Genomic DNA, 23,375 nt, shown 5'->3' with positions numbered 1-23,375 from the left:
CTAGCAACGCGCAACGACTTATTTCCTTGTATGCACCAAACGTAAAAATCACTGCCTTTGACGAGCATATCAGTGTTTACGAGTCGCAATTTATGGAGTTAGTCAGTTCAAAAATGCGAGGCCACCAACTACTCAACGCTATGGATGAGAGCTTCTTAGAATTTCGAGATTTCGTCTCTCAACGTCACCTTTCAGAAAGCGTCAATGTAAAAGACTCTTCTAACGTGACGTTCCATTTAGCCATCGGTGGTGTGATTTTCTTCGTCATTATCTTGTTGATGGGCTTGCTCGCCAGTAAAGCACACTCAGCCTTAGAAGCATTCGCGCAAAGTCTAGCTGCAGCAAGAGATGAAGCCGATGCCGCAAACCAAGCAAAATCCGATTTCTTAGCCAACATGAGCCACGAAATTCGTACACCAATGAATGCCATCATCGGCATGAGTTACCTAGCATTAAAAACAGATTTAACCAAGGCGCAGCGTAACTACATTCACAAAGTTAAGCTCTCTTCCGATACCCTACTCGGCCTAATCAATGACATTCTCGATTTCTCGAAAATTGAAGCCGGAAAACTCGACATTGAGAAAGTGGACTTCCAACTTGAGAATGTACTCGACAATATTACTAACTTGGTGGGCTTACGAGCTTCAGAACGCGACCTAGAGCTGCTCATTCAAGTCGACAGAGACGTGCCGACTAACCTGATTGGGGATCCGTTAAGAATTGGGCAAATATTGATTAATCTAAGTAACAATGCTGTCAAATTCACAGAGAAAGGCGAAGTGAAGATCGCTATCTCAGTTGCAGAAAGAGAAGGCGATGACATCAAGTTGAACTTTGCCGTCTCAGACAGTGGGATTGGTATGACGCAAGAGCAAGCCGCCAAATTATTCAACAAGTTCACTCAGGCTGATAGCTCAACCACGCGTAAATACGGTGGTACGGGCTTAGGCCTCGCTATTAGTAAAGAACTAAGCCAACTGATGGGCGGCGATATTCATGTCTCAACGGAGCTTGGTAAAGGCTCTACCTTTTCATTTACGATTGCCACTCGCGTCAGTCACTCTATCCAGCAGCATCGTGTGGTGGTGCCTGCATCAATTAACGACTTGAAAGTATTAGTCGTCGATGACAACTCCAGCGCACGCTTGATCATGGGTGACATTCTAGAGTCGTTGAAGCTAACACCAACACTAAGTTCATCGGTCGATGACGCTCTTGTTGAGTTACATAACGCTGACGCTCAGAACAAACCATTTGATTTGGTTATCTCCGACTGGAAGATGCCTAAGCGAGATGGCATAGACTTATTAGCAGAGCTCAACAATGGGCATCAGCTAAACACAACGCCTAAGATCATGATGCTGACCGCTTACGACCGAGAAGAGCTTGCTGAAGCGATTGAACAAAGAGGTTTTGAAGTGCCTAGTATTCTAGACAAACCAATCACCTCATCTCACCTTTATGACTCAATTGTCTCACTCTATGGGCTCGATTCAGACCGTGTCTCACGCAGTGAACTTGAACAACAAACTCAGTTAGCCAACGTCCAGCAACTAGCAGGAGCCAAGTTACTCTTAGTTGAAGACAATGAGATCAACCAAGAACTCGCGACTGAGCTATTAGAAGGACAGCAAATTCAGGTTTCGGTAGCCGAAAATGGCAAGCTAGCGATCGAGCTTTACCAACAAGCCATTGCAGACGGACAACCGTTCGATGGTATTTTGATGGATTGCCAAATGCCAGTAATGGACGGCTATGAAGCAACAGAGTACATCCGTCAGCAGATCAACGATCAAGATATACCGATCATCGCTATGACAGCCAATGTCATGGAGCGAGACAAGGAAAAGGCGCTCAGTTGTGGTATGAGTGACATTATTGCTAAACCTATCGATGTCGGTTCCATGTTTGCCACTCTTGCGAATTGGGTATCACCTTCCCGTCCTACTGCGTTTGTTGACCCAATATCACATCAAGCAGAATCAGTGAACTCTAGCTCTAACGAGTCAGAAGACAACAGTGCCTTTAATGAAGCGCTTTCCAAAGTTGAAGGTCTAGACATTACGCTTGGCTTAATCAGAGCCAACAATAATCACCAACTGTATAGCAAGCTATTGCATCGATTTGTCGAGGCCTACTCTGACAAAGATAAGCTTGAAAGCGAGCTAGCAGGCGGCAGCGCACCACGTTATCTCCACACACTGAAAGGGGTGGCTGGCAATTTGGGGGCGAAACAACTACACACGTTGTGTGAAAACCTAGAAGCACAACCAGATGATACCGATTTGAAAGGCAGTATGATCGACACATCGCTTAAACTAAGCAAATCAATAAGCCAAGCCTTGTCTCAAATTGAAGTATCGACAGATTCAGTAGCGACCAATTCTGCGAAGTCAGAAGAGAGCTCTGAACAGCAGCAACAATCGACTACTGATCAGCAGCTCTACCGCCAATTATTGGAGGCGACGGCCAATGATGACACCGATGCGCTCACCATAATTCTTAACATTGAAGATGGCGCTAGGATTGGGTTATCCCCTTCAGAATTCAAACGACTCGAAGTTTCGTTGGAAGAGTTTGATTTTGACAAGGCAACTGAGATCTTAAAAGGATCGACCTTGTCTTATTAACCATCTGACAAATAAGGGAATTTGTTACAAACATTCCAAATTTTATAGAGAGCCTGACATGGCTCTCTTTTTTCACCTTCGCACAACACGTCACCGTGAACTTTATGAACAATATTAATCCAATGTTCTTTATTCTCAATATCGCCGCATTACAGACATTTCATTAACACACCGTTAACTTTAGCTTCATCTGCTAAGCAATATCCTACTCATCTGTTTAGTAGCTGGAAATAAACATAAGTTTCTCTCCATTGAAGAGATCCCCTACATAAGGAACGTGAACCATGTTCAAGGCACTGAAACCTACTCTTGCGGCTTCTATCATCGCAGCAACCTTTTCTTTCAACACTTTTGCTGCTGACGTAGAAAAAATCCACTTCCTAATCCCTGGCGGCGCTGGTGGCGGTTGGGATATGACAGCTCGTGGTACGGGTGATGTATTGGTGAAATCAGACATCGTAGAAAATGTCTCTTTCCAAAACCTGTCTGGTGGCGGTGGCGGTAAAGCGATTGCTCACCTAATCGAAACGGCACAACGCCAAGAAGACACGCTAATGGTCAACTCAACGCCTATCGTTGTTCGTTCACTAACAGGTATCTTCCCTCAATCTTTCCGTGACCTAACTCCGGTAGCAGCAACCATTGCCGATTACGGTGCAATCGTGGCGTCTGCGGATTCTAAATACGACACTTGGGAAGACGTCGTTAAAGAGTTCGAAACCAACCCACGTAAAGTGAAGATTGCTGGCGGCTCAGCTCGTGGCAGCATGGACCACCTTGTGGTTGCGGCAGCGTTCAAAGGCGAGGGTTTTGATGCGAAGAAAGTGCGTTACATTGCCTACGATGCTGGCGGTAAAGCGATGGCGGCACTGCTTTCTGGCGAAACACAGTTACTTTCAACGGGCCTTGGTGAAGTACTAGAGATGTCTAAGTCTGGCCAAGTAAAAGTGCTTGCTGTGACGGCTCCAAAGCGTCTTGACGCTGCGCCTAACATCCCAACACTGACTGAATACGGCAACGAGACAGTATTTGCTAACTGGCGTGGTTTCTTCGCGGCACCGGGTACAAGCCAAGCGAAAATCGACGAATGGAACGAAGCTCTTGGCAAAATGTACAAAACCGATGAGTGGCAAGTGGTTCGTGACCGTAACGGTTGGATCGACAACTACAAAGCTGACAAAGATTTTTACGCCTTCCTAGAAGACCAAGAAAAACAGATGGGCGATCTAATGCGTGAGCTTGGTTTCTTGAAGTAACCAACAACCAGAGAGGGTCTATGTGCCCTCTTACTCTTTCCTGTTTCGCCGTACATGAGTTAACTAAAACTCCTTTGTTTATTCGTAGTGTATTGCTAAAGCTTGCTGATTCGTTGTAGAGGCAAGTGGCTTAACCAAGTCATGTAATTCGCTCACCTTTGGTTAGTGATCCCAGACATTCTTCATTAACTCGCTCATGTACGGCTTTTTTACTTTTTATACCACCCCAAATGGAGTTGGATATGTCGGACTTACCAACCAAATTTCTGAGTAAGGAATCTTTGCTTTCGAAGGATCGCATCGGAGCCATGATCTTTATGCTGGCGTGCTTGTGCTACGGTTACCAAACCACGCTGATTCCTCTGTTCCCCGGTGACGAGTACGAACCCTTCACAGCAAGAACCTTACCTACCCTGTTGACGTTTATCGGCATTGGCCTTTCGTTGATCCTGCTGATAACAGGACAACCGGATAAGAAAGTCACATGTGACACAACACCGCTGAACTGGAAACTGCTGATTGGCTTCTTGGTGTTAATGGCCCTGTATGGCGTTGGGCTGACTTATCTTGGCTTTGTTTTAGCAACCAGCTTCTTCTTACTTGCAGGCTTTTACCTGTTGGGTGAGCGCCGCAAAGCGGTTTTATTTGGCGCGTCGTTTCCTTTCGTTATCGCGTTCTTTCTTTTATTAACTCAAGGCTTAGATATCTACCTAGAGCCTGGTTTAATCTTCACTCTTTGGTAGGGATAACATTATGTTAGACGGAATTTTACAAGGACTTTCTACCGCTGTGATGCCAATGAACATCATGATGGTAATTGTGGGCTGTTTCGTTGGCACCTTCATCGGTATGCTACCGGGGTTAGGTCCAATTTCAGCAATCGCGTTGATGATCCCTATTACATACGGCCTAGACCCTTCTTCTGGCCTAATCTTGATGGCTGGTGTGTATTACGGCGCTGTATTTGGTGGCTCAACGTCATCCATCTTAATCAATGCTCCGGGTTGTTCTTCAACGGTAGTTACTGCGTTTGACGGCTACCCGATGGCTCAAAAAGGTCAAGCAGGTAAAGCACTTGCTCTCGCAGCTTACTCTTCTTTCACCGGCGGTACGCTTTCAGCAATCATGCTTTTGATTGCCGCACCGGCTCTAGCAAGCGTGTCACTGAGCTTCCAGTCTTCAGACTACTTTGCATTGATGCTATTAGGTTTATCCGCTGTAGCGGCGTTTGCAGGCCCAGGTCAGGTAATCAAAGCTTGGATGATGACCATTCTTGGTCTAATGCTATCAACAGTAGGTATCGACAAAGGGGTTGGTGTTGAACGTTTCACTTTTGGATTAACGGATCTTATGGATGGCTTCAGCTTCCTATTATTAGCGATGGCAACGTTCGCACTGGGTGAAACCTTGATGGGTATTCTAAAACCAGAGCAAGACACCAGCGCAGAAGAAAGCCAAAAGATGTCTGATATCGGCAGCATGAAGGTCACCAAAGAAGAGTTCAAAGAAGTAGCGCCAGTTTCGATTCGCTCTTCTATTCTCGGTTTCTTTACCGGTGTTCTACCGGGCGCAGGTGCCACTATTGCAGCATTCCTAAGTTACGGTATGGAGCGTAGCCTAGCGCCAAAAGACAAGCAGAAAGAGTTCGGTAAAGGCAGTATCCGTGGTCTTGTTGCTCCTGAATCAGCAAACAACGCAGCTTCAAGTGGCTCATTCGTTCCGCTACTAACGCTGGGTATTCCGGGCTCTGGTACAACCGCGATTATGCTTGGTGCATTGATTGCCTACGGTATTCAGCCAGGTCCTCGCTTGTTCGTTGAACACCCAGATGTATTTTGGTCAGTCATCATCTCTATGTACTTTGGCAACATCGTACTGGTTATCTTGAACCTGCCTTTAATCCCTTATATTTCTAAACTGCTAGCGGTACCTAGAACGGTTCTACTGCCAATGATTATCTTCTTCTCAATCACTGGCGTGTACTTGGTGTCATTCAACACGATGGACGTATTTGTGATGCTACTGGTAGCGATGGCAGCGATAGCATTAAGGCTAGCCAACTTCCCATTGGCACCATTACTGTTAGGCTTCATATTGGGTGGCTTGATGGAAGAGAACTTAAGACGTGCATTGATGATCAGCGATGGTGAGCTGAACTTCTTATGGGAACGTCCTATTACGATGACCTTCACTATTCTGGCGGTACTGGTGCTGTCTAGCCCGATTCTAGTGAAACTATTTAAGAGTTTTAGAGCGAAACCAGTAGAAGTGTAAAGCTTTACCGAATCAACTAAACCTCAACGAAAGGAGCCATTGGCTCCTTTTTTCATTTAGAGCCTCAATTCAAACCAGCGGTTAAAGATGGTAGCAAACTCACAAACCTATCTTTACAACACACATCGCGCTGATATTCATAACAAATTCAAGTAAGGTAACCAGTTAGTTAACGTATTGGATTCTAAAACTATGGATTGGTTGATTCTGTTCTTATCAGGGGTGATTGGCGGTGTGCTTAACTCCATTGCGGGTGGCGGCAGCTTCATCACTTTCCCTGCTTTGTTATTTGCTGGTGTTCCACCAATAGCAGCCAACGCGACCAATACCTTTGCTTCGTGTGCTGGATACATTAGCGGAGCCTACGCTCTGCGCCACGAAATTCAATCTGGTACTAAGCAGCTAAAACTGACTATAGCTTTATGTGTGATTGGCGGTGGTATAGGGGCATTTTTACTGCTGCACACACCAGAAGCTCTGTTCACTCAATCCGTTCCTTGGCTTTTGCTGTTTGCAGCTTTGCTATTCACGTTTGGCGGCACGCTCAATAAATGGCTTAAACAAGCTACAGCAAAACATAAGCATGCCACCAGCGCAGGCGCATTCTTTTCCGCTTTATTGCTTTTGATTGTCTGTATCTACGGTGGGTATTTTAATGCCGGTTTGGGCATCGTGACATTGAGCTATTTGGCGCTGGCTGGTTACACCAACATCAACGTGATGAATGGCATCAAACTGCTCGTGTCCGCGTGTGCTTCCCTCGCAGCGATTGTGTTTTTTATCGTCAATGGTTCGATTGATTGGCCGTCTGGCATGGCTGTATTATTGGGTACACTGGTTGGTGGTTATTATTCAGCAAAAATCTCTCGCCGCATCCCTCAACAATATGTTCGTACCACAGTGATCATCGCGAGCTTTTTGATCACCGCTTACTTTTTCTATGCTAACTAGGTTTTATACTAAGTAGGTTCTATACCAACTAGATTCTATGTTAAATGAGCTCTGTGCCAACTCGGTTTTAAGCTAACTAGACATTCGGTCAATAAGGCTTGTAACTGGAAGATAAAGCAAAAAGACTACACCCTCCTCATATCGATTTCGCTATTTTATTGCTTATAAAATAGCCAGGCCAAAATGTGTGAGACGAGTCCTTCAATTAGCAAATTTGATAACAATTTAGACTGTTTTTTAGCCTTTATTTTGCCAAAGGTGGGATAATTCTTCTGTCGAAAGTGAGACTTCATTAGGAGGCGTTATGAACACTAAACTCGGTCATGTCATGTCATCAAGTCGACTCATTTGCTTTGTCGCTTTTCTTGCTGCCACATTCGCGTGGATCCTAAAAATGCCCGCTCTGTTTTCTGTGTCAGCGCTATTCTTACTGGTCAGTGCGATCGTTTATGTCACCGATCTTTGGAAGAATCAAAGAAAGAACCGCGAAGCTTAGCCATTTACGGTTTAAATCGAACAAACTAAAAAAGGAGCTTATAGGCTCCTTTTGTGTTTTTCGCTTATCTAATTAGGCGTACTAATCGTCGACGCCTTCTTGTTAACGACGCCTTCTTATTAACGACGAAAGTTACGACCGTTACCGCCGCGGCGCTCTTTAAATGCAGACGCAGCTTTAGCTTGAGAAGCGTGGATAGACTCAACCGTTAGTTCCATTGGCTCACGAGGCTCTAGCCCATGGCGGAATGTACGTGAACGCGGAGGCATCTGGTATTCAATGTCCGATGCTTTAGGCATGCGCTTGAAACGGTAAAGGTAGAAGTTTTCAACCTTCTCGCGAGCCCATTCGGTTTTCTTCAGGTATTTAACTGCGCTTGCCACTGTAGGTTTAGTGTTAAAGCAGTTCATACGCATTGCCGCATCTAAAATTTCCCAACCATAGTGATCCACTAATTCAGTGATCATGGTTTCAAGCTTTAAGCCGTGTAGCGGGTTATTTTGTTGCAGTTCGATTCTTTCTTCTTCAGTCATAACATTACCTTTTTCAAGGCAACTAAAGGCCTTGAATTTACTCTAGAACACAGTCATCACTGACCATTTCTAGCTCAATCACTTGGGCATTACATCCATTGCCCTTATTTATGCCTTTATGATGGCATAAAGCATACTCGTTATCCTATTTATCTTTGAAATTAATTTCGAATTGGTCACTTAACACCCTACCTTAGCTCGCTATACAGTCTAAGCACATTCTGCAAACAAACCTTCACCCCAAAGGTTATGAAACTGGTTCAACTTAACAAAACCTACGGTAACCGTGTGCAAAAACCATATATTTAGTGATGACATTAAAGTTTTTCAGTACGCAGTATTACATTTTAATAACACAGTGCTATGGTTTTATTGAATATCGAAACGGTAAAAAACCCGATTAAACAATGACATAATTATAATTAAAGGTTGGCTTGCCACATGTTTGACTACTCCCATTTCAGTAGAGCAGCGGCCCAAGACAAAGACATCGTCGCCATAGTCGATGATCTCTTCCAGCTAGCTCGTGAACACTACCCCATATTATCTCGGCTATCCGTGGTGCTGTGCAGTGAAAATAAAGCATCGAATTATTTTGTATCAGATTCACTGTGTCAAAACGCCAAGCATCATTACATCGAACAGGAGATCAAACCCAACTCTGCTTTGAGTCGTCTAGCTGAATCATTAGAAACAAGAATTGTTGATGACCTCTCTTTGATGAATCCGACGAAGCAAATCTCTCATCTACTCGAGCTTGGTCACCAAAGTAGCTACACCACTCCAATCCACTACCAAGAGAGTAACCTCGGGTTCGTTTTCATCAACGCATCATGCACTGACTTTTTTGCTAAGCAGACAATACAAAGTGACATCGCCTACCTCACTCAAGCGATTTCGAACCTGTTTGTGCAACTCTTCGAACGTCAGAGACATTTTCAGTCCTCATTAGCAATCGCCCTAAACATGGGGCACGCTCGTGATCCTGAAACTAAAGAGCACCTGATTCGCATGGGAAAATACAGCGAGCAGCTGGCACGTACGCTTTCGCACAGTAACAATGAGATTACCCACCAATTCGTTCACCGCATTCGCTTGTATGCGCCGTTTCACGACATAGGTAAGTACCGAATTCCAGACAAAGTGCTCTTCAGTACTGAGCGTTTTTCGGAAGAAGAAAGAAACATCATGAACAATCACACGATATATGGCGAAGAGATGATTGATGACGTGGTTGCCCTTTCCCACCACAGCTCAATGTGTAGCGAAGAAGTTCAGTTCATCAAGAATATTGTACGTCACCATCATGAACGGTTTGATGGCTCAGGGTTGCCAGATGCGCTCATTGGAGAAGCGATTCCACTTGAGGCAAGAATTGTCACGCTAGCGGATGTGTTCGATGCTTTACTGAGTAAACGAGCTTACAAACACGCATGGTCAGCATCTAAGGTAATGGACTACATTGAAGCGCATACAGGGCTGATGTTTGATCCAGAGTGTGTGTCTGCGCTGAAGCAAAACCTTGATTACTTCATGTCGATACGAGAGCAATACAGTGATGTGCAAAGTCCACAAACTGCACTCGCTTAAAGGGTTGTATCAACTTCACTGTACGTGACTCTCTTGCAGAACCAACAAAAAAGGATGCCAATCGGCATCCTTTTGTTTTCTAGTTTACAGCGGATAAGAACAACAAGGTTCTTAACTGATTCTAACTAACGATTATACGTCGTAAGTTGTAGAAGCAGTGTCGCCGCCTGTACCAGTCCAGTTTGTGTGGAAGAATTCACCACGTGGACGGTCAGTACGCTCGTAAGTGTGAGCACCGAAGTAGTCACGTTGAGCTTGAAGCAGGTTCGCTGGTAGACGTGCAGTTGTGTAACCGTCTAGGAAAGATAGCGCAGAAATCGTACATGGCATTGGGATACCAGACTCTAGAGATTTCGCTGCTACTTTACGCCATGCCACTAGGCTGCCTTGTAGGATGTTTTTGAAGTACTCGTCAGAACCTAGGAACGCGATGTCTGGGTTTGCTTCGTACGCATCACGGATGTTGCCTAGGAATGCAGAACGGATGATACAACCACCACGCCACATTAGCGCTACGTTACCGTAGTTTAGGTCCCAGCCGTTTTCGTTCGACGCTTCACGCATTAGCATGAAACCTTGAGCGTAAGAGATGATCTTAGAAGCTAGTAGAGCTTGACGTAGTGCATCAACCCACTCTTGCTTGTCACCTTCAACTGGAGTGATTGTTTTTTCAAACAAAGCTTCAGCTTCAACACGTTGGTCTTTAAGTGCAGACAGGCAACGAGAGAATACAGACTCAGAGATTAGAGTCAGTGGGATACCTAGGTCTAGTGCGTTGATACCCGTCCACTTACCTGTACCTTTTTGGCCTGCAGTGTCTAGGATCTTCTCAACTAGCGCTTCACCGTCTTCATCTTTGTAGCCAAGGATGTCAGCAGTGATTTCAACTAGGTAGCTGTCTAGCTCAGTCTTGTTCCAGTCAGCGAATACTGCTTGCATCTCGTCAGCAGACATACCTAGGCCATCTTTCATGAACTGGTATGCTTCAGTGATAAGCTGCATGTCACCGTATTCGATGCCGTTGTGTACCATCTTAACGAAGTGACCAGCACCGTCGTTACCAACCCAGTCACAACAAGGCTCGCCAGCGTCAGTTTTTGCAGAGATACCTTGGAAGATTGGCTTAACCGCTTCCCAAGCTTCAGCCGCGCCGCCTGGCATGATTGAAGGACCGAAACGAGCACCTTCTTCACCACCAGATACACCAGTACCGATGAAGTGGATGCCTTTCTCACGACAATGCGCTACACGACGGTTAGTGTCTGGGTAGTTAGTGTTACCACCATCAATGATGATGTCGCCTTCGTCTAGAAGTGGGATTAGGTTTTCGATGAACGTGTCTACAACGTCACCAGCACGAACCATAAGCATCACTTTACGTGGCGCTTCTAGTTTCTCAACTAGCTCTTCTAGAGAGTAAGCACCAACAATGTTAGTACCTTTAGCTGGGCCTTCTAGGAACTCGTCTACTTTAGCAGCAGTACGGTTATGAGCCACAACTTTGAAGCCGTGGTCGTTCATGTTTAGGATAAGGTTCTGACCCATTACTGCTAGGCCAATTACACCGATATCACCTTTCATTATTTTATCTCCTTGCGGCTATTCGCACTTATGCGATAGCACTTGCTGCATTTGAATCTAGGAACCACTCTGTTTCGCCAGTTTTAGACTGGATTTTCGCTGCCGGGTAAGGCAGTTCTGAAGCAGGAGTTGTATGAATTTCTTTAACGATCTCAACTTTACCTGCACCCAGTACTAGGTAGCTGATTCGTTTTGCTGCTTCTAAAACTTTCGCTGTTTTAGAAACACGGATTTGACCAGACTCAGGGTGAGAAGCTAATACAGATAGGTTCTCATCTTGGTAGTTGGTTGCACCCGGGAATAGTGAAGCTGTGTGACCGTCTGCGCCAACACCAAGCAGAATCCAATCGAATACAGGCGTGCCGTTTTCTGTTGGGATTACGTCTGCCATCTCTTTTGCGAAACGCTCTGCTTCTGCTTTTGGTTCATCTTCACCACGGATGCGGTGGATGTTTTCAGCAGGAAGGTTTACTTGAGTAAACAACAATGCATTCGCTTCACCGAAGTTGCTTTCAGCGTCGTCTGGTGCAACGCAACGTTCGTCACCCCACCAGAAGTGAAGGTTATTCCATTGAATACCTTCAGCGTAAGGCGCCTGTGCTAAAAGCTTGAAAAGCATTTTTGGCGTGCTGCCACCAGACAGTGAAATGTGAACAGGTGTGCCCTGCTCGCTGTATGCTTTCATTTCATTTGCTAGGTTTTCAACAACCAGTTCAGGCGTTGCAAAGATCTTGTGATTGATCATAGTTCGCAGTAATCCGTGTCTGTTAAGTTTTTGCATGGGAAACGCCATGCGCGGCCATCACGTTGCAGAAGTTCATCTGCTTCCTGTGGGCCCCAAGTACCACAAGCATAGCCAAACAGTGCTTGAGGGTCTTGCTTGAAGTCTAAGATTGGTTGAACGTACTTCCAACATGCTTCTACCGCATCGGTACGTGCAAACAGAGTCGCATCACCGTTCAGTGCATCAAGAAGAAGACGCTCATAAGCCGTCAGCATCTGAGTTTCAGGCAAGTCAGAGTAAGAGAAGTTCATTTTCACTTCTTTTGCTTTGAAGCCTGCGCCTGGCTCTTTCAAACCAAAGCTCATCTGAATACCTTCATCCGGTTGGATACGGATAATCAGTTTGTTCTCTGGTGCATCTTGACCAAATACTGGGTGTGGCGTGTTCTTAAAGTGAATCACGATTTCAGTCACACGTGTTGGTAAGCGTTTACCTGTACGTACGTAGAAAGGAACACCATTCCAACGCCAGTTATTGATGTGAGCTTTCAAGCCGATGTAAGTCTCGGTACGAGAATCATCTGCTACACCATGCTCTTCACGGTAACCTAGTAGGTGCTGACCACGAACATCTGATGCTGTGTACTGACCTAATACTAAGTCTTTACGCAGATCATCTTCTTCTAATGGTTTCAGACACTGAAGCACTTTAACTACTTCATCACGAATAGAATCAGCGTTAATTTGTGCAGGCGGCTCCATACCTACCATCGCTAGCACTTGCAGCAGGTGGTTTTGGAACATGTCGCGAACTGCGCCAGAACCGTCGTAGTATCCGCCACGCTCTTCAACGCCAAGGAACTCAGCACCTGTGATTTCAACGTAATCAATGAAGTTACGGTTCCACAGTGGTTCAAACATCGCGTTTGAGAAACGAAGCACTAGAAGGTTTTGAACCGTCTCTTTACCAAGGTAATGGTCGATACGGTAAATCTGGTGTTCTTGGAAATGATGATGGATCTCTTCATCCAACGCTTGAGCTGATGCTAGATCGTAACCAAATGGTTTCTCGATGATCAGACGACGCCAGCCGTTCGATTCATCGTTAAGGCCATGCGCAGCAAGGTTTGCTGGGATAACACCGTATAGGCTTGGCGGGGTTGCCAAGTAGAACAGTGTGTTATGATTTTCGAATTGGTAGTCTTGCTCAAGCTTGTCTAGACGTTGTGCTAAACGAGCGTAGTCGTCTACATCTGAAGTGTTGATCGCTTGGTAATGCAGATGTTCGATAAATGCATTCAGCGTCTCTGGTTCAGTTTTTTCCATTTCCTGAAGAGACTTCTTCAGCTTCTCACGGTAAGACTCATCGCTGTACTCAGTACGGCTAACTCCAAGAATCGCAAAGGATTCTGGTAGTTGATTGCTAGCATACAGGTGGTATAGAGCAGGAATTAACTTGCGGTAAGTTAGATCTCCCGACGCACCAAAAATAACGATGCTGCTGTTTTCAGGTATTACCATCATCTTTCCTATAAAAACAAGGTTTTTAGTATTCGCCAAAGGTATCAGCGACATACGAAAATAGATAATAGGTCTTAACTATTACATCAATAGTAAGCGCCTATTAAATTTGAGAATGCGTTTGGTAAACGAGGGTGAAAGCTATCACCTCTATTCGGGACAGTATTGTCTATGACTATTTGATTTACATCAACCACTGTGAAAGCAATCGATTAAATATTGACTCATTTCGAACAAATTCTAATCGATAGTTCCGTTCATTTGACCCGAGGGAGAAGCAAATCGGCATTCTCAAACAGTGTAGTCAAGAAAGAACGGTATCTGGTCGGTGGAGTGAGCAATAGGAAAGGGAGAAAAAGGTAAAACCAGCTTATTCAACTGGCTTTATATTTATTGGGATGATGTCGTGTTTATCTTTGCGCTTTGTTATAACAACGCTCCGGGCGACCTACGGTACCGTAATTTAAGTCTGCGACTAACTCACCAGTGGTAATCAAAAATTCTAAATAGCGTCTGGCGGTGGTTCGGCTAGCACCAATTCTTTCTCCGGCTTCATCGGCGGTAATATTAACGGCATCAGCTTGCTGAAAAATGGCTCTGATTTTGTCCAACGTTACGCCATCAATGCCTTTGGGTAAGGTGGATACTTTTCCAGAGTCCGCTTTGGCATTGGCTTGCAGCATCTTATCAACCAAACCTTGATTCAGATCCGACACACTTTCAAACTCTTGCTGTTGAGATTGATACTTTTTCAGGGCCGCTTCCAAACGAGGGAACATTACTGGTTTCAAGAGATAATCGACCACTCCACCGCGCATCGCCTGCTGCAGCGTATCTACATCCCGAGCAGCAGTAATCAAGATAACATCGCAGCCTTGATTGCTCCCTCTTACGTGATTAAGAATATCGAGCCCACACCCGTCCGGCAGATACACATCCAATAACACCAAATCCGGTTTTAAGATGTCCAGTTGCATCAGCGCTTCAGACTGTGTTGTTGCAATGCCGACCACGTCAAAGCCCCCCATCTGTTCTAAATAACGATGGTGTAGCTCTGCAATCGCAATATCATCTTCAATGACCATGACTCTCGTGATTGCGTTCATTTATGTTCTTCCTTTAACCATGCTTTTTCCGTCACGATGATCTTCGCAAGATCGATTCGTGCTTAATTATTATTGTTCTTCTTTTGGCAGATAAACCGTCATTCGCGTGCCAAAATCGTGGTTGTCGACCATTTCAAGCTGCCCTTGATATCGGTCTGCCAACTGCTTTATCAGATACAAACCCACACCACGATTTTGCTTCGCTTTGCTCGATACGCCTTTTTCGGTGAGTGCTTTGGTCGCCAACTCTTTCGGCAAACCGCACCCTTTGTCTTCTACTTCTACGATAATTTCATTACCAAAATCACTGATTGACACTTCAATAACCCGACGCGCTGGCGCAATTTGACGCTCTTGCTTAATCGCCGTCATCGTGGCATCAAAGGCGTTATCAATCAGGTTGCCAAGAATTGTGACAACGTCATCCGCGTTTAACCAGCTAGGCAGTGCTTCAAGCCTTGAGCCTTCTTCAACTTTAAGCTCTAAACCAATTTCTCGCGCGCGCTCCGTTTTCCCAAGGAGCATACCTGCAATGAGTGGGTCTTTAACGGTTTCACGCAAGAACTCGATCAAGCTTTGATAGTGCGCGGTTTCTTGGCCAATCAACTGCTGTACTGAGTCCAACTCGCCCATCTGGATCAAGCCGCTAATGGTGTTGAGCTTGTTTTGATGCTCATGGGTTTGTGAACGCAGTAGATCTGCATACTCTTTGGTTTGTGAGAGCTGGTCTGTTAAATCGTTGATTTCATCGCGTAATCGGAAACTCGATACCGCCCCGACCACTTCACCTGCCACTATAATCGGGCTACGGTTGGCAATAATTCGCTTATTGTTCAAATACAACTCTACATCGTGGTCGGTGTCGCCGGTTGATAGCAGCTGTTCTAAATCACTGCCTGGCAATACATCAGAAAGGCGCTGTTGATTGAGTGCTTTATCCCTGTCTATCGATAAAATATCGCAGGCACTCTTATTAATAGAACGCAAAATGCCGTGCTTATCGATGCTCAGAATGCCCTCTTTCACGGTACTCATGGTTACATCTAGCTCAACATACAACCGGCCTATCTCTTCAGGCTCAAAGCCCAAAATAGCGCGTTGAAAACGGCGAGATACATAACTCGAAATCAAAGCGTTGACCGCAACCACCAGCAACGCCATCACAATCAAAAAGGCTAAGTAAGGTTCGATTCGATCTTGCAAAGAATCCAATAAGTAACCAACTGACACCACACCAATAATGGTCCCTTGGGTGTCTTTTACCGCGGATTTACCACGAACTGAGAAACCAAGCGACCCTTTGGCCGTCGACACATAAGACTCGCCCAATACCAATGCTTTTTGGTTATCGCCACCACGCATGGGTTTACCGAGCCTGTCATCATAAGGGTGAATCAGGCGGATACCTTTATCATCTCCCACAACGATAAACGCCGCGCCAATGAGCTGGGTAAGGTTACGAAACTTAACTTGGGTTTCTTCAGACAGAACGTAGGGAACACCATTAGGGTCCAACGTTCCATTTTCTTGAATAATGCTGGTGACAAGCGGCGATTCAGATAGAAATTCAGCAACACCTAACGCTTTCAAACCCATCTCTTGCTCTTGAGATTGTTTGATGTAGTAAAAACCAGCCGCTGCAAGAATCAAAAGTTCAACGAGGCCAGTGACCGTCATGATAATCAGTAACCTTTTACGGAAACTGATACTGCTCCATTTCATATTCCACCGTCCCTAATGTTAGACGATCAATGTTAACACCAAGTTAATCGCATGACCTTTCTAGGGACGTGAATTTGTGACTGCTACTCAACTAAATAATTGAGCAGATTGTTAATTGATAATCCTTTACGTTGTTCACTTCGATTAATCGTTCGTTTTTAGAACGGATTAGCTTAAAAACCAAAATAAACGAATAAATATTGAGCTAGATCACTAAGCTTTTAGGTGTTTTTTAGGTTGTTTAAAATAAATACAATTATAATAGTTGCATATGAAGAGGTTTATTGTTGCTAAGCCATAGGTCATGATTTTCAGACCGTGCTTTGAATCGAAATTTCGATTAACAAAATGGCAACAACCCTTCGCTCGCTGGACGTATCTATAACTAAAAGTTGCACGCTCGCCGCTACGGTTGCTGAACAAACAGGTTATCTATCTAACCTCATTCACACATCCTTATTTACACTATCGGCCAACATGACAACTCAGAGGCGCCTGATCAAATCAGCGCCCAATAATAAAACATTGATGAGCAGGAAGTATCGATCAGTGGCAACGTCCAATAGAAACAGGATAACAAACATAACGTATAAACATTGTTGAAAAGGAAACAAGGCAATGAAACGCGATAACTTTGGAATTTGTCTTACTAAGACTATGCTGTTCAAACACTTACAATCGACTTTTACTCACGTAAGAGCCTATGAGAAAGATGGCACCTCCCCACTCGATCTCAAGGTATTGTTAGCATTCCCGCAAATGTCAGGTAGAGATTTATTACAAACAATGCAAGGTTCAAGACAATTGGTATGGCGCGCCGATCACCATTGTCCTAGCTTTAAATAAGCCACTTCATTTTGTAAAAACACTTCTATACTGAACTTAAAGAGCACGCTTCTGCGTGCTTTTTAAGTTTCATTTATCTTTGATATTCACGTCACTCAATCTTATTTACACTTGATTAACGAGTTATGAGAATTTCTATTCATATGAGACAATCTATTCAAGACAAATGACTATCGCCCTGTTAACATTAGAGTTAATACTCTAATTGGTATTTAATGCAGATGACCAAACCAAAATTCCGATACCTTGCGATCGCCAGTATGCTTCTCGGCACTATGGCTTCGCCAGGCTATGCAGCTCCGCTCACTTTTTCTGAAGCGTGGCAAATCCTCCAAGAGAACAACAACTCTCTTGCGGCTCAACAAGCCAACGTTGAACGTTATCAACATCTTCAGAATTCAACAAGTAGCCTTAATCTACCTTCTATTACCTTAGGGGCTAACTACACGCACCTTGATAGTGATGTGACGATTAATGGTGAACAGTTTTCAAACAGTTTGAGTGGCGTACCAAATTTGGGGGCTATTGGCGGGATTCTTCAGCCCATATTAGGTGGTGTTACCTCAACGATTACCGAACAAGACATCTTTAGCTCTTCCATTCGCGCGGTGTGGCCTATCTTTACAGGTGGTCGAATTACCGCTGCACAAAATGCAGCAGAAGGTAAAAGCGAAGAAGCGCAAAGCCAACTGTTGATGGAGAAACAAGCTCGTTACGAAGACTTAAGTAAGTATTACTTCTCGGTGATCTTAGCGGAAGACGTCGTGAGAACGCGTCAAGCCGTTGAAGCAGGCTTAACTCAGCATCGTGATTTCGCCATTAAGCTTGAACAGCAAGGGCAAATCGCCCGAGTAGAACGCCTACAAGCCGATGCTTCTTTAGATAAAGCGATTGTAGAGCGCACGAAAGCTCAGAACGATCTTAAAATTGCTCAATTGGCGCTGACTCAGATCCTTGGTCAAAGTGAAAGTGTAGAACCCTCTGAACAACTGTTTATCAATAAGAACCTGCCTCATATGGACGTGTTCATTGACCAGACACTCATGACCTACCCCGGCCTTAAGATTCTTGATGCAAAAGAGAAACAAGCAAGTAGCCTAATTAAAGCCGAGAAAGGTAAATACTACCCAGAGGTGTACCTTTATGGTGATTACAGCCTGTATGAAGATGATTCTCTAGCTAGTGAAATGAAACCCGACTGGTTGGTTGGCATCGGTGTGAATGTGCCACTGCTTGACACTTCAGGCCGTTCAGACAAAGTCGCCGCCGCTCACAGTGCTGTCTCACAGGTTCAATTCCTTAAGTCACAAGCCAAGCAAGACTTAACCGTATTGGTACAAAAAACTTACCTTGAAGCAAACCAAGCGATTGAAGAGGTTCAAGGCCTAAACTCTAGCTTGTCTTTGGCTCAGGAAAACCTATTACTTCGTAAAAAAGCCTTCACACAAGGTCTCTCTAACTCATTAGAAGTGGTTGATGCCGAACTCTATCTTGCGAGTATTAAAACCCAGCAATCTGCTGCGCGATTCAAATACTTAATCTCTCTCAACAAGCTGTTAGCGCTAACCAGCGAAATGAATGCTTACTCAAGTTACTTAACCTCTTCTGTTCCGTCTGATTTCGACTCAAAAACAGACACCGATAGCCAGTCAAAAGGATAATTCATGAAACCTATTAAGCCCCTTCTTCTATCTTTAGTTGGTATCGGCGTTATTGGCTGGGTCGGATACAGTTTCTACCAAGCTTATCAACCACAGCCTGTTAAGCTTCAAGGTCAAATCGATGCGCAGCAATACAGTATCTCATCGAAAGTACCTGGCAGAATTGATGAAATATTCGTGCGCAAAGGCGATTCGGTTGAAAAAGGCGAATTGATCTTCTCTCTACTAAGCCCTGAGATTGATGCGAAGCTAGAGCAAGCAAAAGCTGGTCAGAAAGCCGCTGGTGCATTAGCACAAGAAGCAGAGAATGGCGCGCGTACTCAACAGATCCAAGCCGCTAAAGACCAGTGGTTAAAAGCCAAAGCAGCTGCCGATCTGATGGACAAAACCTACCAACGTGTAAACAACCTTTACAACGATGGTGTGGTTGCCGAACAGAAACGTGATGAAGCCAAAACACAGTGGCAAGCGGCGAAGTACACCGAAAGCGCTGCATTCCAAATGTATCAATTAGCGCAAGAAGGTGCGCGTGACGAAACCAAAGTGGCCGCCGCTCAAAAAGCGTTAATGGCGGCGGGTGCGGTAGCGGAAGTTGAAGCTTACGCAAAAGACACACAGATCCACAGCTGGTTTAATGGCGAAGTCTCTCAGGTTCTATTGAGCAGTGGAGAGCTTGCACCACAAGGCTTCCCTGTTGTGACTGTTATCGACACCAAGGATGCTTGGGCTGTGCTCAATGTCCGAGAAGATATGCTTAAGCATTTCGAGAAAGGCAGCCAGTTTGAGGCGTACCTGCCGGCTCTGGATAAATCATTAACTTTCCAAGTGACTCACATTGCCGTAATGGGTGATTTCGCAACTTGGCGTTCAACAGACGCAGCGCAAGGCTTTGACTTACGTACTTTTGAAGTAGAAGCGCACCCTGTCGATACGAGCGAAACACTGCGTATGGGCATGAGCCTAGTGGTTGAGCTTTAGGTGACTTATGTCTGCTAACTCTCAATATACTGGATCGCAATCTAGAGGCTCGCAATCAACTGAGCATCATAGAGCGAAGAATACCTTGCTTAGGCAGTGGGCGATTGTCCGCAAAGACAAATGGTTGTTGTCTTGCCTAACTTGCATCCCTTTGCTGCTTGCTGCCAGTATCTGGCTGATTTTTTCACAAGGGATCGCTCGTGACTTACCGGTTGCAGTTGTTGACTTGGAACACAGTCAAATCTCGCAACAGTTCACACGTCTTGTTGATGCGTCACCAACGCTGCAAGTCACTCAGAAATACAGCTCTGCGAGTGATGCGGCGAAAGCGATGATCGAACGCGATATCTATGGTTATGTTGTGATACCAAGGCACTTCGACCGAGACCTTCTGCTCGGCTTGAATCCGCAAGTGTCTGTATTCTATAACAGCCAATTTATCTTAATCGGTAAGCTGGTGAACTCTGCGTTGCTGCAGGCTCAAGGGACTTTTAACGCGCAACTTGAAGTCGTGAAACAGCTGTCACACGGTGATACCACGGTGCAATCCGCATTAGGCCAAGCAGTAACAGTGCAAAGCCAGATCACACCACTGTTCAACAAGAACACCAGTTATGCTCAGTTCTTGGTGTCTGCGGTTATTCCTGCACTGTGGCAGATCATGATTGTGGTGGGCACGATATTGGTTTTGACGGCAAACGTTAGAGCTCGTGGGCTTCACGCTTGGTTATCCAACGCCCCTATGAAGTCACTCGCATCAACGTTAGCGCCCTACCTTGTCTTGTTTTTAATGTTTGGTATCGCGTTTAGCTTTTGGTTTTATGTCCGCTTAGACTGGCAATTTAACGGCAGCTTTGTGGCATTGACCATTGCCCAACTGCTTACCGTGATTAGTTGCATCATCATGGGTTGTTTGTTTTTCTTCTTAACACTTGATCCAGCAAGGGCGATGAGCTTCGCTGGCGCATTTACGGCACCAAGTTTTGCGTTTATGGGTATTACCTTTCCGGTCACAGATATGAACACGGCAGCTCAAATTTGGAGAAGTTTATTGCCTGTGAGTCATTACATCGAAGTACAAACAGCGCAGTCTAGTTATGGTGTGAGTGCGGCACAGTCTTTGATCAGCCTCTCTTCTATGTTGTGGTACGCGGTTCCTGCTTTGGTGGTGATGTTGTTAATTAAGAAACACTTAGCGCAATCAGCTCTAACTGAACAAGCGGATCTATCTACAAAAGCAGCTATATCTGCAAAAACAACGCCGTCAACACAGCCAGAAGCATCAGCACAACAAGGAGTAAAACGATGAGCTTTACTCAACTGCTCAAGCAAGAATTCTTAGCGGTATGGCGCAATCCTGTCGTGCTTCTTACGGTATTTGGTGGTGTGGTCTTCTATTCATTCTTGTATCCATTGCCTTACGCGAATCAAGTCCCTCAACAACTGAAAGCCTCGGTTGTGAACTTGGATAAGAGTCAAAGCAGCTACCAATTAGAGCGAATGGTGGATGCCACCTCTCAAATCGAATTGGTCCGTCGAGACTCCACCATCGCCGATGCGAAACAAGCTGTGCTTAACCAAGAGATTGGCGGCTTCCTTGTCATTCCAGAAGATTTCTATAAAGACTTGCTGCTCGGTAAGAGCCCGACACTTTCTTACGCTGGTGATGCTTCTTACTTCTTGGTCTACGGAACGATTGTTGAAGGGCTTGCCAAAGCAGGAGGTACGTTAGCTGCGCAAGTTAAGGTCAGTCATTTGTTAGTCGAAGGTGTGCCTTTAGAATCGGCAGCGAAAGGCTACAGTGCATTCAGCTTGAACCTGAAACCAACGTTTAATAGTCGCATGGGATACATCGATTACGTAGTTCCAGCCGTCTTTGTGTTGATCCTGCAACAAACCTTAGCCATGGCTTCTGGTTTAGTGGGGGCAACCCAAAATGCTCAATCAACGTTTGGCTACTGGAGTAAAACCTCTCCAGCGAAACTGATGCTTGCTCGCTGTTGTACCTTAGTCGGCATTTATTACTTGCTGTCGATGTACTACTTCGGCGCTAGCTTTTCGATGTATGGGATAAACCAGCTCGCCTCAACAACACAGATCTTAACCTTACTTCTGCCCTTCTTACTGGCCAGCTGTTTGATCGGGATTCTTATTGGTGAGTTAGTGCCGCGAAGAGAGCTCGTCACGGTTGTAGTGTTAATCAGTTCAATGCCACTGATCTTCTCTTCAGGTTTTATCTGGCCAGTTGAAATGATGCCTGAATGGTTAGTTCTATTATCACAGCTATTCCCAAGCACACCGGCTATCCAAGGTTTCTTAGCACTTAATCAGATGGGTGCATCTTGGCAAGAAGTGGCGTCTCAATGGACATTGCTATGGGGACAGGTTTTGTTGTGGGGTTCGTTATTGGCACTTAAGCTCTACCACAAATCCAGCAAAAGCACAGTTGGCAATAGCAATAGTCATCGAGCCGTTTAGTTTTATGTGCTAGCGGAAAGTATTCATGCTTTCCGCTCATCAAAAAGAGCTCTGATAAAGGGCTTTTTTAATATCCTCAGATCCGAACACACCTTTAGCCTTCGTATGTTTAAACACCTCGAAAACATATCGAATACTCGAACTCCCCTACGTTCCCTCTATGTCCCCCTATGTCCCTACAGCCCATCACTCTGAATTCTCCTTCATTCGCCTCTATAACAGCTACTGCATATGCTTTTCTCAGCAAAAAAAGCATCGACTTATTCCCAAATGATGACAAAACCCGAACAATTGTAAATTTATTGTAAAAATTTCTTTGTTGGTATTATTTTTATGTATAGGATTATCAGTAGGACTTGGTGGCCCGAATACCATAGTCTTATTGGTGCACATACCAAAAGGATATCCATACAAAGCAAGATCAGTACTTATATTTATTTCGTTTTTCGACCTAGCTACAGCCGTTTATGTTGCCGTCGAATGAAGTAGATAAACCACTGAGATATACAAATCAAATAGAAAACAAACACAACAGCAACAAACATAATTTATTAAAAAGACAGGGAAAACCATGAAAAACATACGTGAATTATTTTTTGGGTTTATATTATTGTTTAGTTCCAGTGCATTTGCAGAAGAAGGATCATTTAACCAAGCTATCAGCAACTTAAGTCAAAGTGTTGATGGATTTTTCAACGAATACACAGGTTGGTTCGTTGGGCTGATATTTAAAAGTGTACCGATTGGTGAAGCTAACTTCCCCGTGATTGTTGGCTGGCTGTTGCTCGCTGCAATCATCTTCACTGTTTACTTTGGCTTTGTTCAATTTAAACGTGTCGGCATGGCGATAGACATTATCAAAGGTAAGTATACCGATCCTAACTCTAAAGAGGACGGAGAGGTTTCTCACTTTCAAGCGTTAACAACGGCGCTTTCTGGTACTGTCGGACTTGGTAACATTGCCGGTGTGGGGGCTGCACTTGCGATTGGTGGTCCTGGCGCGACATTCTGGATGATCTTGTGTGG

The 23,375-nt window shown here is 44.8% G+C and carries 19 protein-coding genes; 13 read left to right on the top strand and 6 right to left on the bottom strand.

All coding sequences use genetic code 11. The features are described from left to right. The 6 genes from IQQ51_RS06295 to IQQ51_RS06270 all read left to right on the top strand — a co-directional run. Positions 1 to 2,633: response regulator (locus IQQ51_RS06295; RefSeq protein ID WP_228012704.1), on the top strand; the 2,633-nt coding region annotated here is incomplete at its 5' end. Positions 2,634 to 2,917: 284 nt separating this feature from the next. Then, positions 2,918 to 3,889, top strand: coding sequence for a tripartite tricarboxylate transporter substrate binding protein (locus IQQ51_RS06290; protein ID WP_048615086.1), 972 nt, complete (start codon positions 2,918 to 2,920; stop codon positions 3,887 to 3,889). Positions 3,890 to 4,131: 242 nt separating this feature from the next. Further along, positions 4,132 to 4,632 (top strand): tripartite tricarboxylate transporter TctB family protein, encoded by a 501-nt coding sequence (locus IQQ51_RS06285; protein ID WP_041472791.1) that lies wholly within the window; start codon positions 4,132 to 4,134, stop codon positions 4,630 to 4,632. A gap of 10 nt (positions 4,633 to 4,642) precedes the next feature. Further along, the gene (locus IQQ51_RS06280; protein ID WP_012603793.1) at positions 4,643 to 6,163 is read left to right on the top strand and encodes a tripartite tricarboxylate transporter permease; all 1,521 of its coding nucleotides are present in this window, start codon (positions 4,643 to 4,645) and stop codon (positions 6,161 to 6,163) included. A gap of 192 nt (positions 6,164 to 6,355) precedes the next feature. Next, positions 6,356 to 7,114: a sulfite exporter TauE/SafE family protein gene (locus tag IQQ51_RS06275; protein WP_048606932.1), complete on the top strand. Its 759-nt coding sequence runs from the start codon at positions 6,356 to 6,358 to the stop codon at positions 7,112 to 7,114. A 304-nt stretch (positions 7,115 to 7,418) separates the two neighbouring features. After that, on the top strand, positions 7,419 to 7,610 hold the full coding sequence (locus IQQ51_RS06270) for a hypothetical protein (RefSeq protein ID WP_017059711.1): 192 nt from the start codon (positions 7,419 to 7,421) through the stop codon (positions 7,608 to 7,610). A 119-nt stretch (positions 7,611 to 7,729) separates the two neighbouring features. On the opposite strand, the gene IQQ51_RS06265 is transcribed toward IQQ51_RS06270, so the two are convergent. Beyond that, positions 7,730 to 8,143, bottom strand: a complete 414-nt coding sequence (locus IQQ51_RS06265) for a VF530 family DNA-binding protein (RefSeq protein ID WP_010438513.1) — start codon at positions 8,141 to 8,143, stop codon at positions 7,730 to 7,732. 429 nt (positions 8,144 to 8,572) lie between these two features. On the opposite strand from IQQ51_RS06265, the gene IQQ51_RS06260 reads away from it, so the two are divergent. Next, positions 8,573 to 9,733 carry an HD-GYP domain-containing protein gene (locus IQQ51_RS06260; RefSeq protein ID WP_086969752.1) on the top strand — a complete coding sequence of 387 codons (1,161 nt, stop codon included), beginning with the start codon at positions 8,573 to 8,575 and terminating at the stop codon, positions 9,731 to 9,733. Between the two features lie 132 nt (positions 9,734 to 9,865). Here IQQ51_RS06260 and gnd read toward each other — a convergent pair whose 3' ends face one another. From gnd to IQQ51_RS06235, 5 genes are all read right to left on the bottom strand, one after another. Further along, positions 9,866 to 11,314, bottom strand: coding sequence for a decarboxylating NADP(+)-dependent phosphogluconate dehydrogenase (gnd, locus tag IQQ51_RS06255; RefSeq protein ID WP_017059712.1), 1,449 nt, complete (start codon positions 11,312 to 11,314; stop codon positions 9,866 to 9,868). Between the two features lie 28 nt (positions 11,315 to 11,342). Continuing rightward, on the bottom strand, positions 11,343 to 12,059 hold the full coding sequence (gene pgl, locus IQQ51_RS06250) for a 6-phosphogluconolactonase (RefSeq protein ID WP_048606936.1): 717 nt from the start codon (positions 12,057 to 12,059) through the stop codon (positions 11,343 to 11,345). Further along, on the bottom strand, positions 12,056 to 13,558 hold the full coding sequence (gene zwf / locus IQQ51_RS06245) for a glucose-6-phosphate dehydrogenase (RefSeq protein WP_048606938.1): 1,503 nt from the start codon (positions 13,556 to 13,558) through the stop codon (positions 12,056 to 12,058). The genes pgl and zwf overlap by 4 nt, the downstream gene beginning before the upstream one ends. A gap of 410 nt (positions 13,559 to 13,968) precedes the next feature. After that, positions 13,969 to 14,664, bottom strand: a complete 696-nt coding sequence (locus IQQ51_RS06240) for a response regulator (RefSeq protein ID WP_017063807.1) — start codon at positions 14,662 to 14,664, stop codon at positions 13,969 to 13,971. Positions 14,665 to 14,733: 69 nt separating this feature from the next. Continuing rightward, positions 14,734 to 16,386, bottom strand: a complete 1,653-nt coding sequence (locus IQQ51_RS06235) for an ATP-binding protein (protein ID WP_193840612.1) — start codon at positions 16,384 to 16,386, stop codon at positions 14,734 to 14,736. A 618-nt stretch (positions 16,387 to 17,004) separates the two neighbouring features. Here IQQ51_RS06235 and IQQ51_RS06230 point away from each other — a divergent pair. The 6 genes from IQQ51_RS06230 to IQQ51_RS26725 all read left to right on the top strand — a co-directional run. Beyond that, entirely contained in the window at positions 17,005 to 17,232 is a 228-nt protein-coding gene (locus tag IQQ51_RS06230; protein ID WP_009846577.1) for a hypothetical protein, read from the top strand. 215 nt (positions 17,233 to 17,447) lie between these two features. Continuing rightward, on the top strand, positions 17,448 to 18,893 hold the full coding sequence (locus IQQ51_RS06225; protein WP_193840611.1) for a TolC family protein: 1,446 nt from the start codon (positions 17,448 to 17,450) through the stop codon (positions 18,891 to 18,893). A 3-nt stretch (positions 18,894 to 18,896) separates the two neighbouring features. Beyond that, positions 18,897 to 19,871, top strand: a complete 975-nt coding sequence (locus IQQ51_RS06220) for an HlyD family secretion protein (RefSeq protein ID WP_019820704.1) — start codon at positions 18,897 to 18,899, stop codon at positions 19,869 to 19,871. 7 nt (positions 19,872 to 19,878) lie between these two features. Next, the gene (locus IQQ51_RS06215; protein WP_193840610.1) at positions 19,879 to 21,180 is read left to right on the top strand and encodes an ABC transporter permease; all 1,302 of its coding nucleotides are present in this window, start codon (positions 19,879 to 19,881) and stop codon (positions 21,178 to 21,180) included. Next, positions 21,177 to 22,349, top strand: coding sequence for an ABC transporter permease (locus IQQ51_RS06210; protein WP_193840609.1), 1,173 nt, complete (start codon positions 21,177 to 21,179; stop codon positions 22,347 to 22,349). Before IQQ51_RS06215 ends, IQQ51_RS06210 begins: the two co-directional genes overlap by 4 nt. A 571-nt stretch (positions 22,350 to 22,920) precedes the next feature. Then, positions 22,921 to 23,375, top strand: a 455-nt coding sequence (locus tag IQQ51_RS26725; protein WP_228012703.1) for an alanine:cation symporter family protein, incomplete at its 3' end; no start/stop codon positions are given.

It is taken from the genome of Vibrio sp. OPT18 (assembly GCF_015163615.1).
Classification (GTDB): Bacteria; Pseudomonadota; Gammaproteobacteria; order Enterobacterales; family Vibrionaceae; genus Vibrio; species Vibrio coralliirubri.
Note: the sequence above shows the minus strand (reverse complement) of the source record. Positions and strands in the feature narration are given on the sequence as shown.

Bases quoted from the DNA above. Each gene is read 5' to 3' on its own strand.
- IQQ51_RS06290 (WP_048615086.1), top strand. From the start codon at position 2,918: ATGTTCAAGGCACTGAAACCTACTCTTGCGGCTTCTATCATCGCAGCA.
- IQQ51_RS06285 (WP_041472791.1), top strand. From the start codon at position 4,132: ATGTCGGACTTACCAACCAAATTTCTGAGTAAGGAATCTTTGCTTTCG.
- IQQ51_RS06280 (WP_012603793.1), top strand. From the start codon at position 4,643: ATGTTAGACGGAATTTTACAAGGACTTTCTACCGCTGTGATGCCAATG.
- IQQ51_RS06275 (WP_048606932.1), top strand. From the start codon at position 6,356: ATGGATTGGTTGATTCTGTTCTTATCAGGGGTGATTGGCGGTGTGCTT.
- IQQ51_RS06270 (WP_017059711.1), top strand. From the start codon at position 7,419: ATGAACACTAAACTCGGTCATGTCATGTCATCAAGTCGACTCATTTGC.
- IQQ51_RS06265 (WP_010438513.1), bottom strand. From the start codon at position 8,143: ATGACTGAAGAAGAAAGAATCGAACTGCAACAAAATAACCCGCTACAC.
- gnd (WP_017059712.1), bottom strand. From the start codon at position 11,314: ATGAAAGGTGATATCGGTGTAATTGGCCTAGCAGTAATGGGTCAGAAC.
- pgl (WP_048606936.1), bottom strand. From the start codon at position 12,059: ATGATCAATCACAAGATCTTTGCAACGCCTGAACTGGTTGTTGAAAAC.
- zwf (WP_048606938.1), bottom strand. From the start codon at position 13,558: ATGGTAATACCTGAAAACAGCAGCATCGTTATTTTTGGTGCGTCGGGA.
- IQQ51_RS06240 (WP_017063807.1), bottom strand. From the start codon at position 14,664: ATGAACGCAATCACGAGAGTCATGGTCATTGAAGATGATATTGCGATT.
- IQQ51_RS06235 (WP_193840612.1), bottom strand. From the start codon at position 16,386: ATGAAATGGAGCAGTATCAGTTTCCGTAAAAGGTTACTGATTATCATG.
- IQQ51_RS06230 (WP_009846577.1), top strand. From the start codon at position 17,005: ATGAAACGCGATAACTTTGGAATTTGTCTTACTAAGACTATGCTGTTC.
- IQQ51_RS06225 (WP_193840611.1), top strand. From the start codon at position 17,448: ATGCAGATGACCAAACCAAAATTCCGATACCTTGCGATCGCCAGTATG.
- IQQ51_RS06220 (WP_019820704.1), top strand. From the start codon at position 18,897: ATGAAACCTATTAAGCCCCTTCTTCTATCTTTAGTTGGTATCGGCGTT.
- IQQ51_RS06215 (WP_193840610.1), top strand. From the start codon at position 19,879: ATGTCTGCTAACTCTCAATATACTGGATCGCAATCTAGAGGCTCGCAA.
- IQQ51_RS06210 (WP_193840609.1), top strand. From the start codon at position 21,177: ATGAGCTTTACTCAACTGCTCAAGCAAGAATTCTTAGCGGTATGGCGC.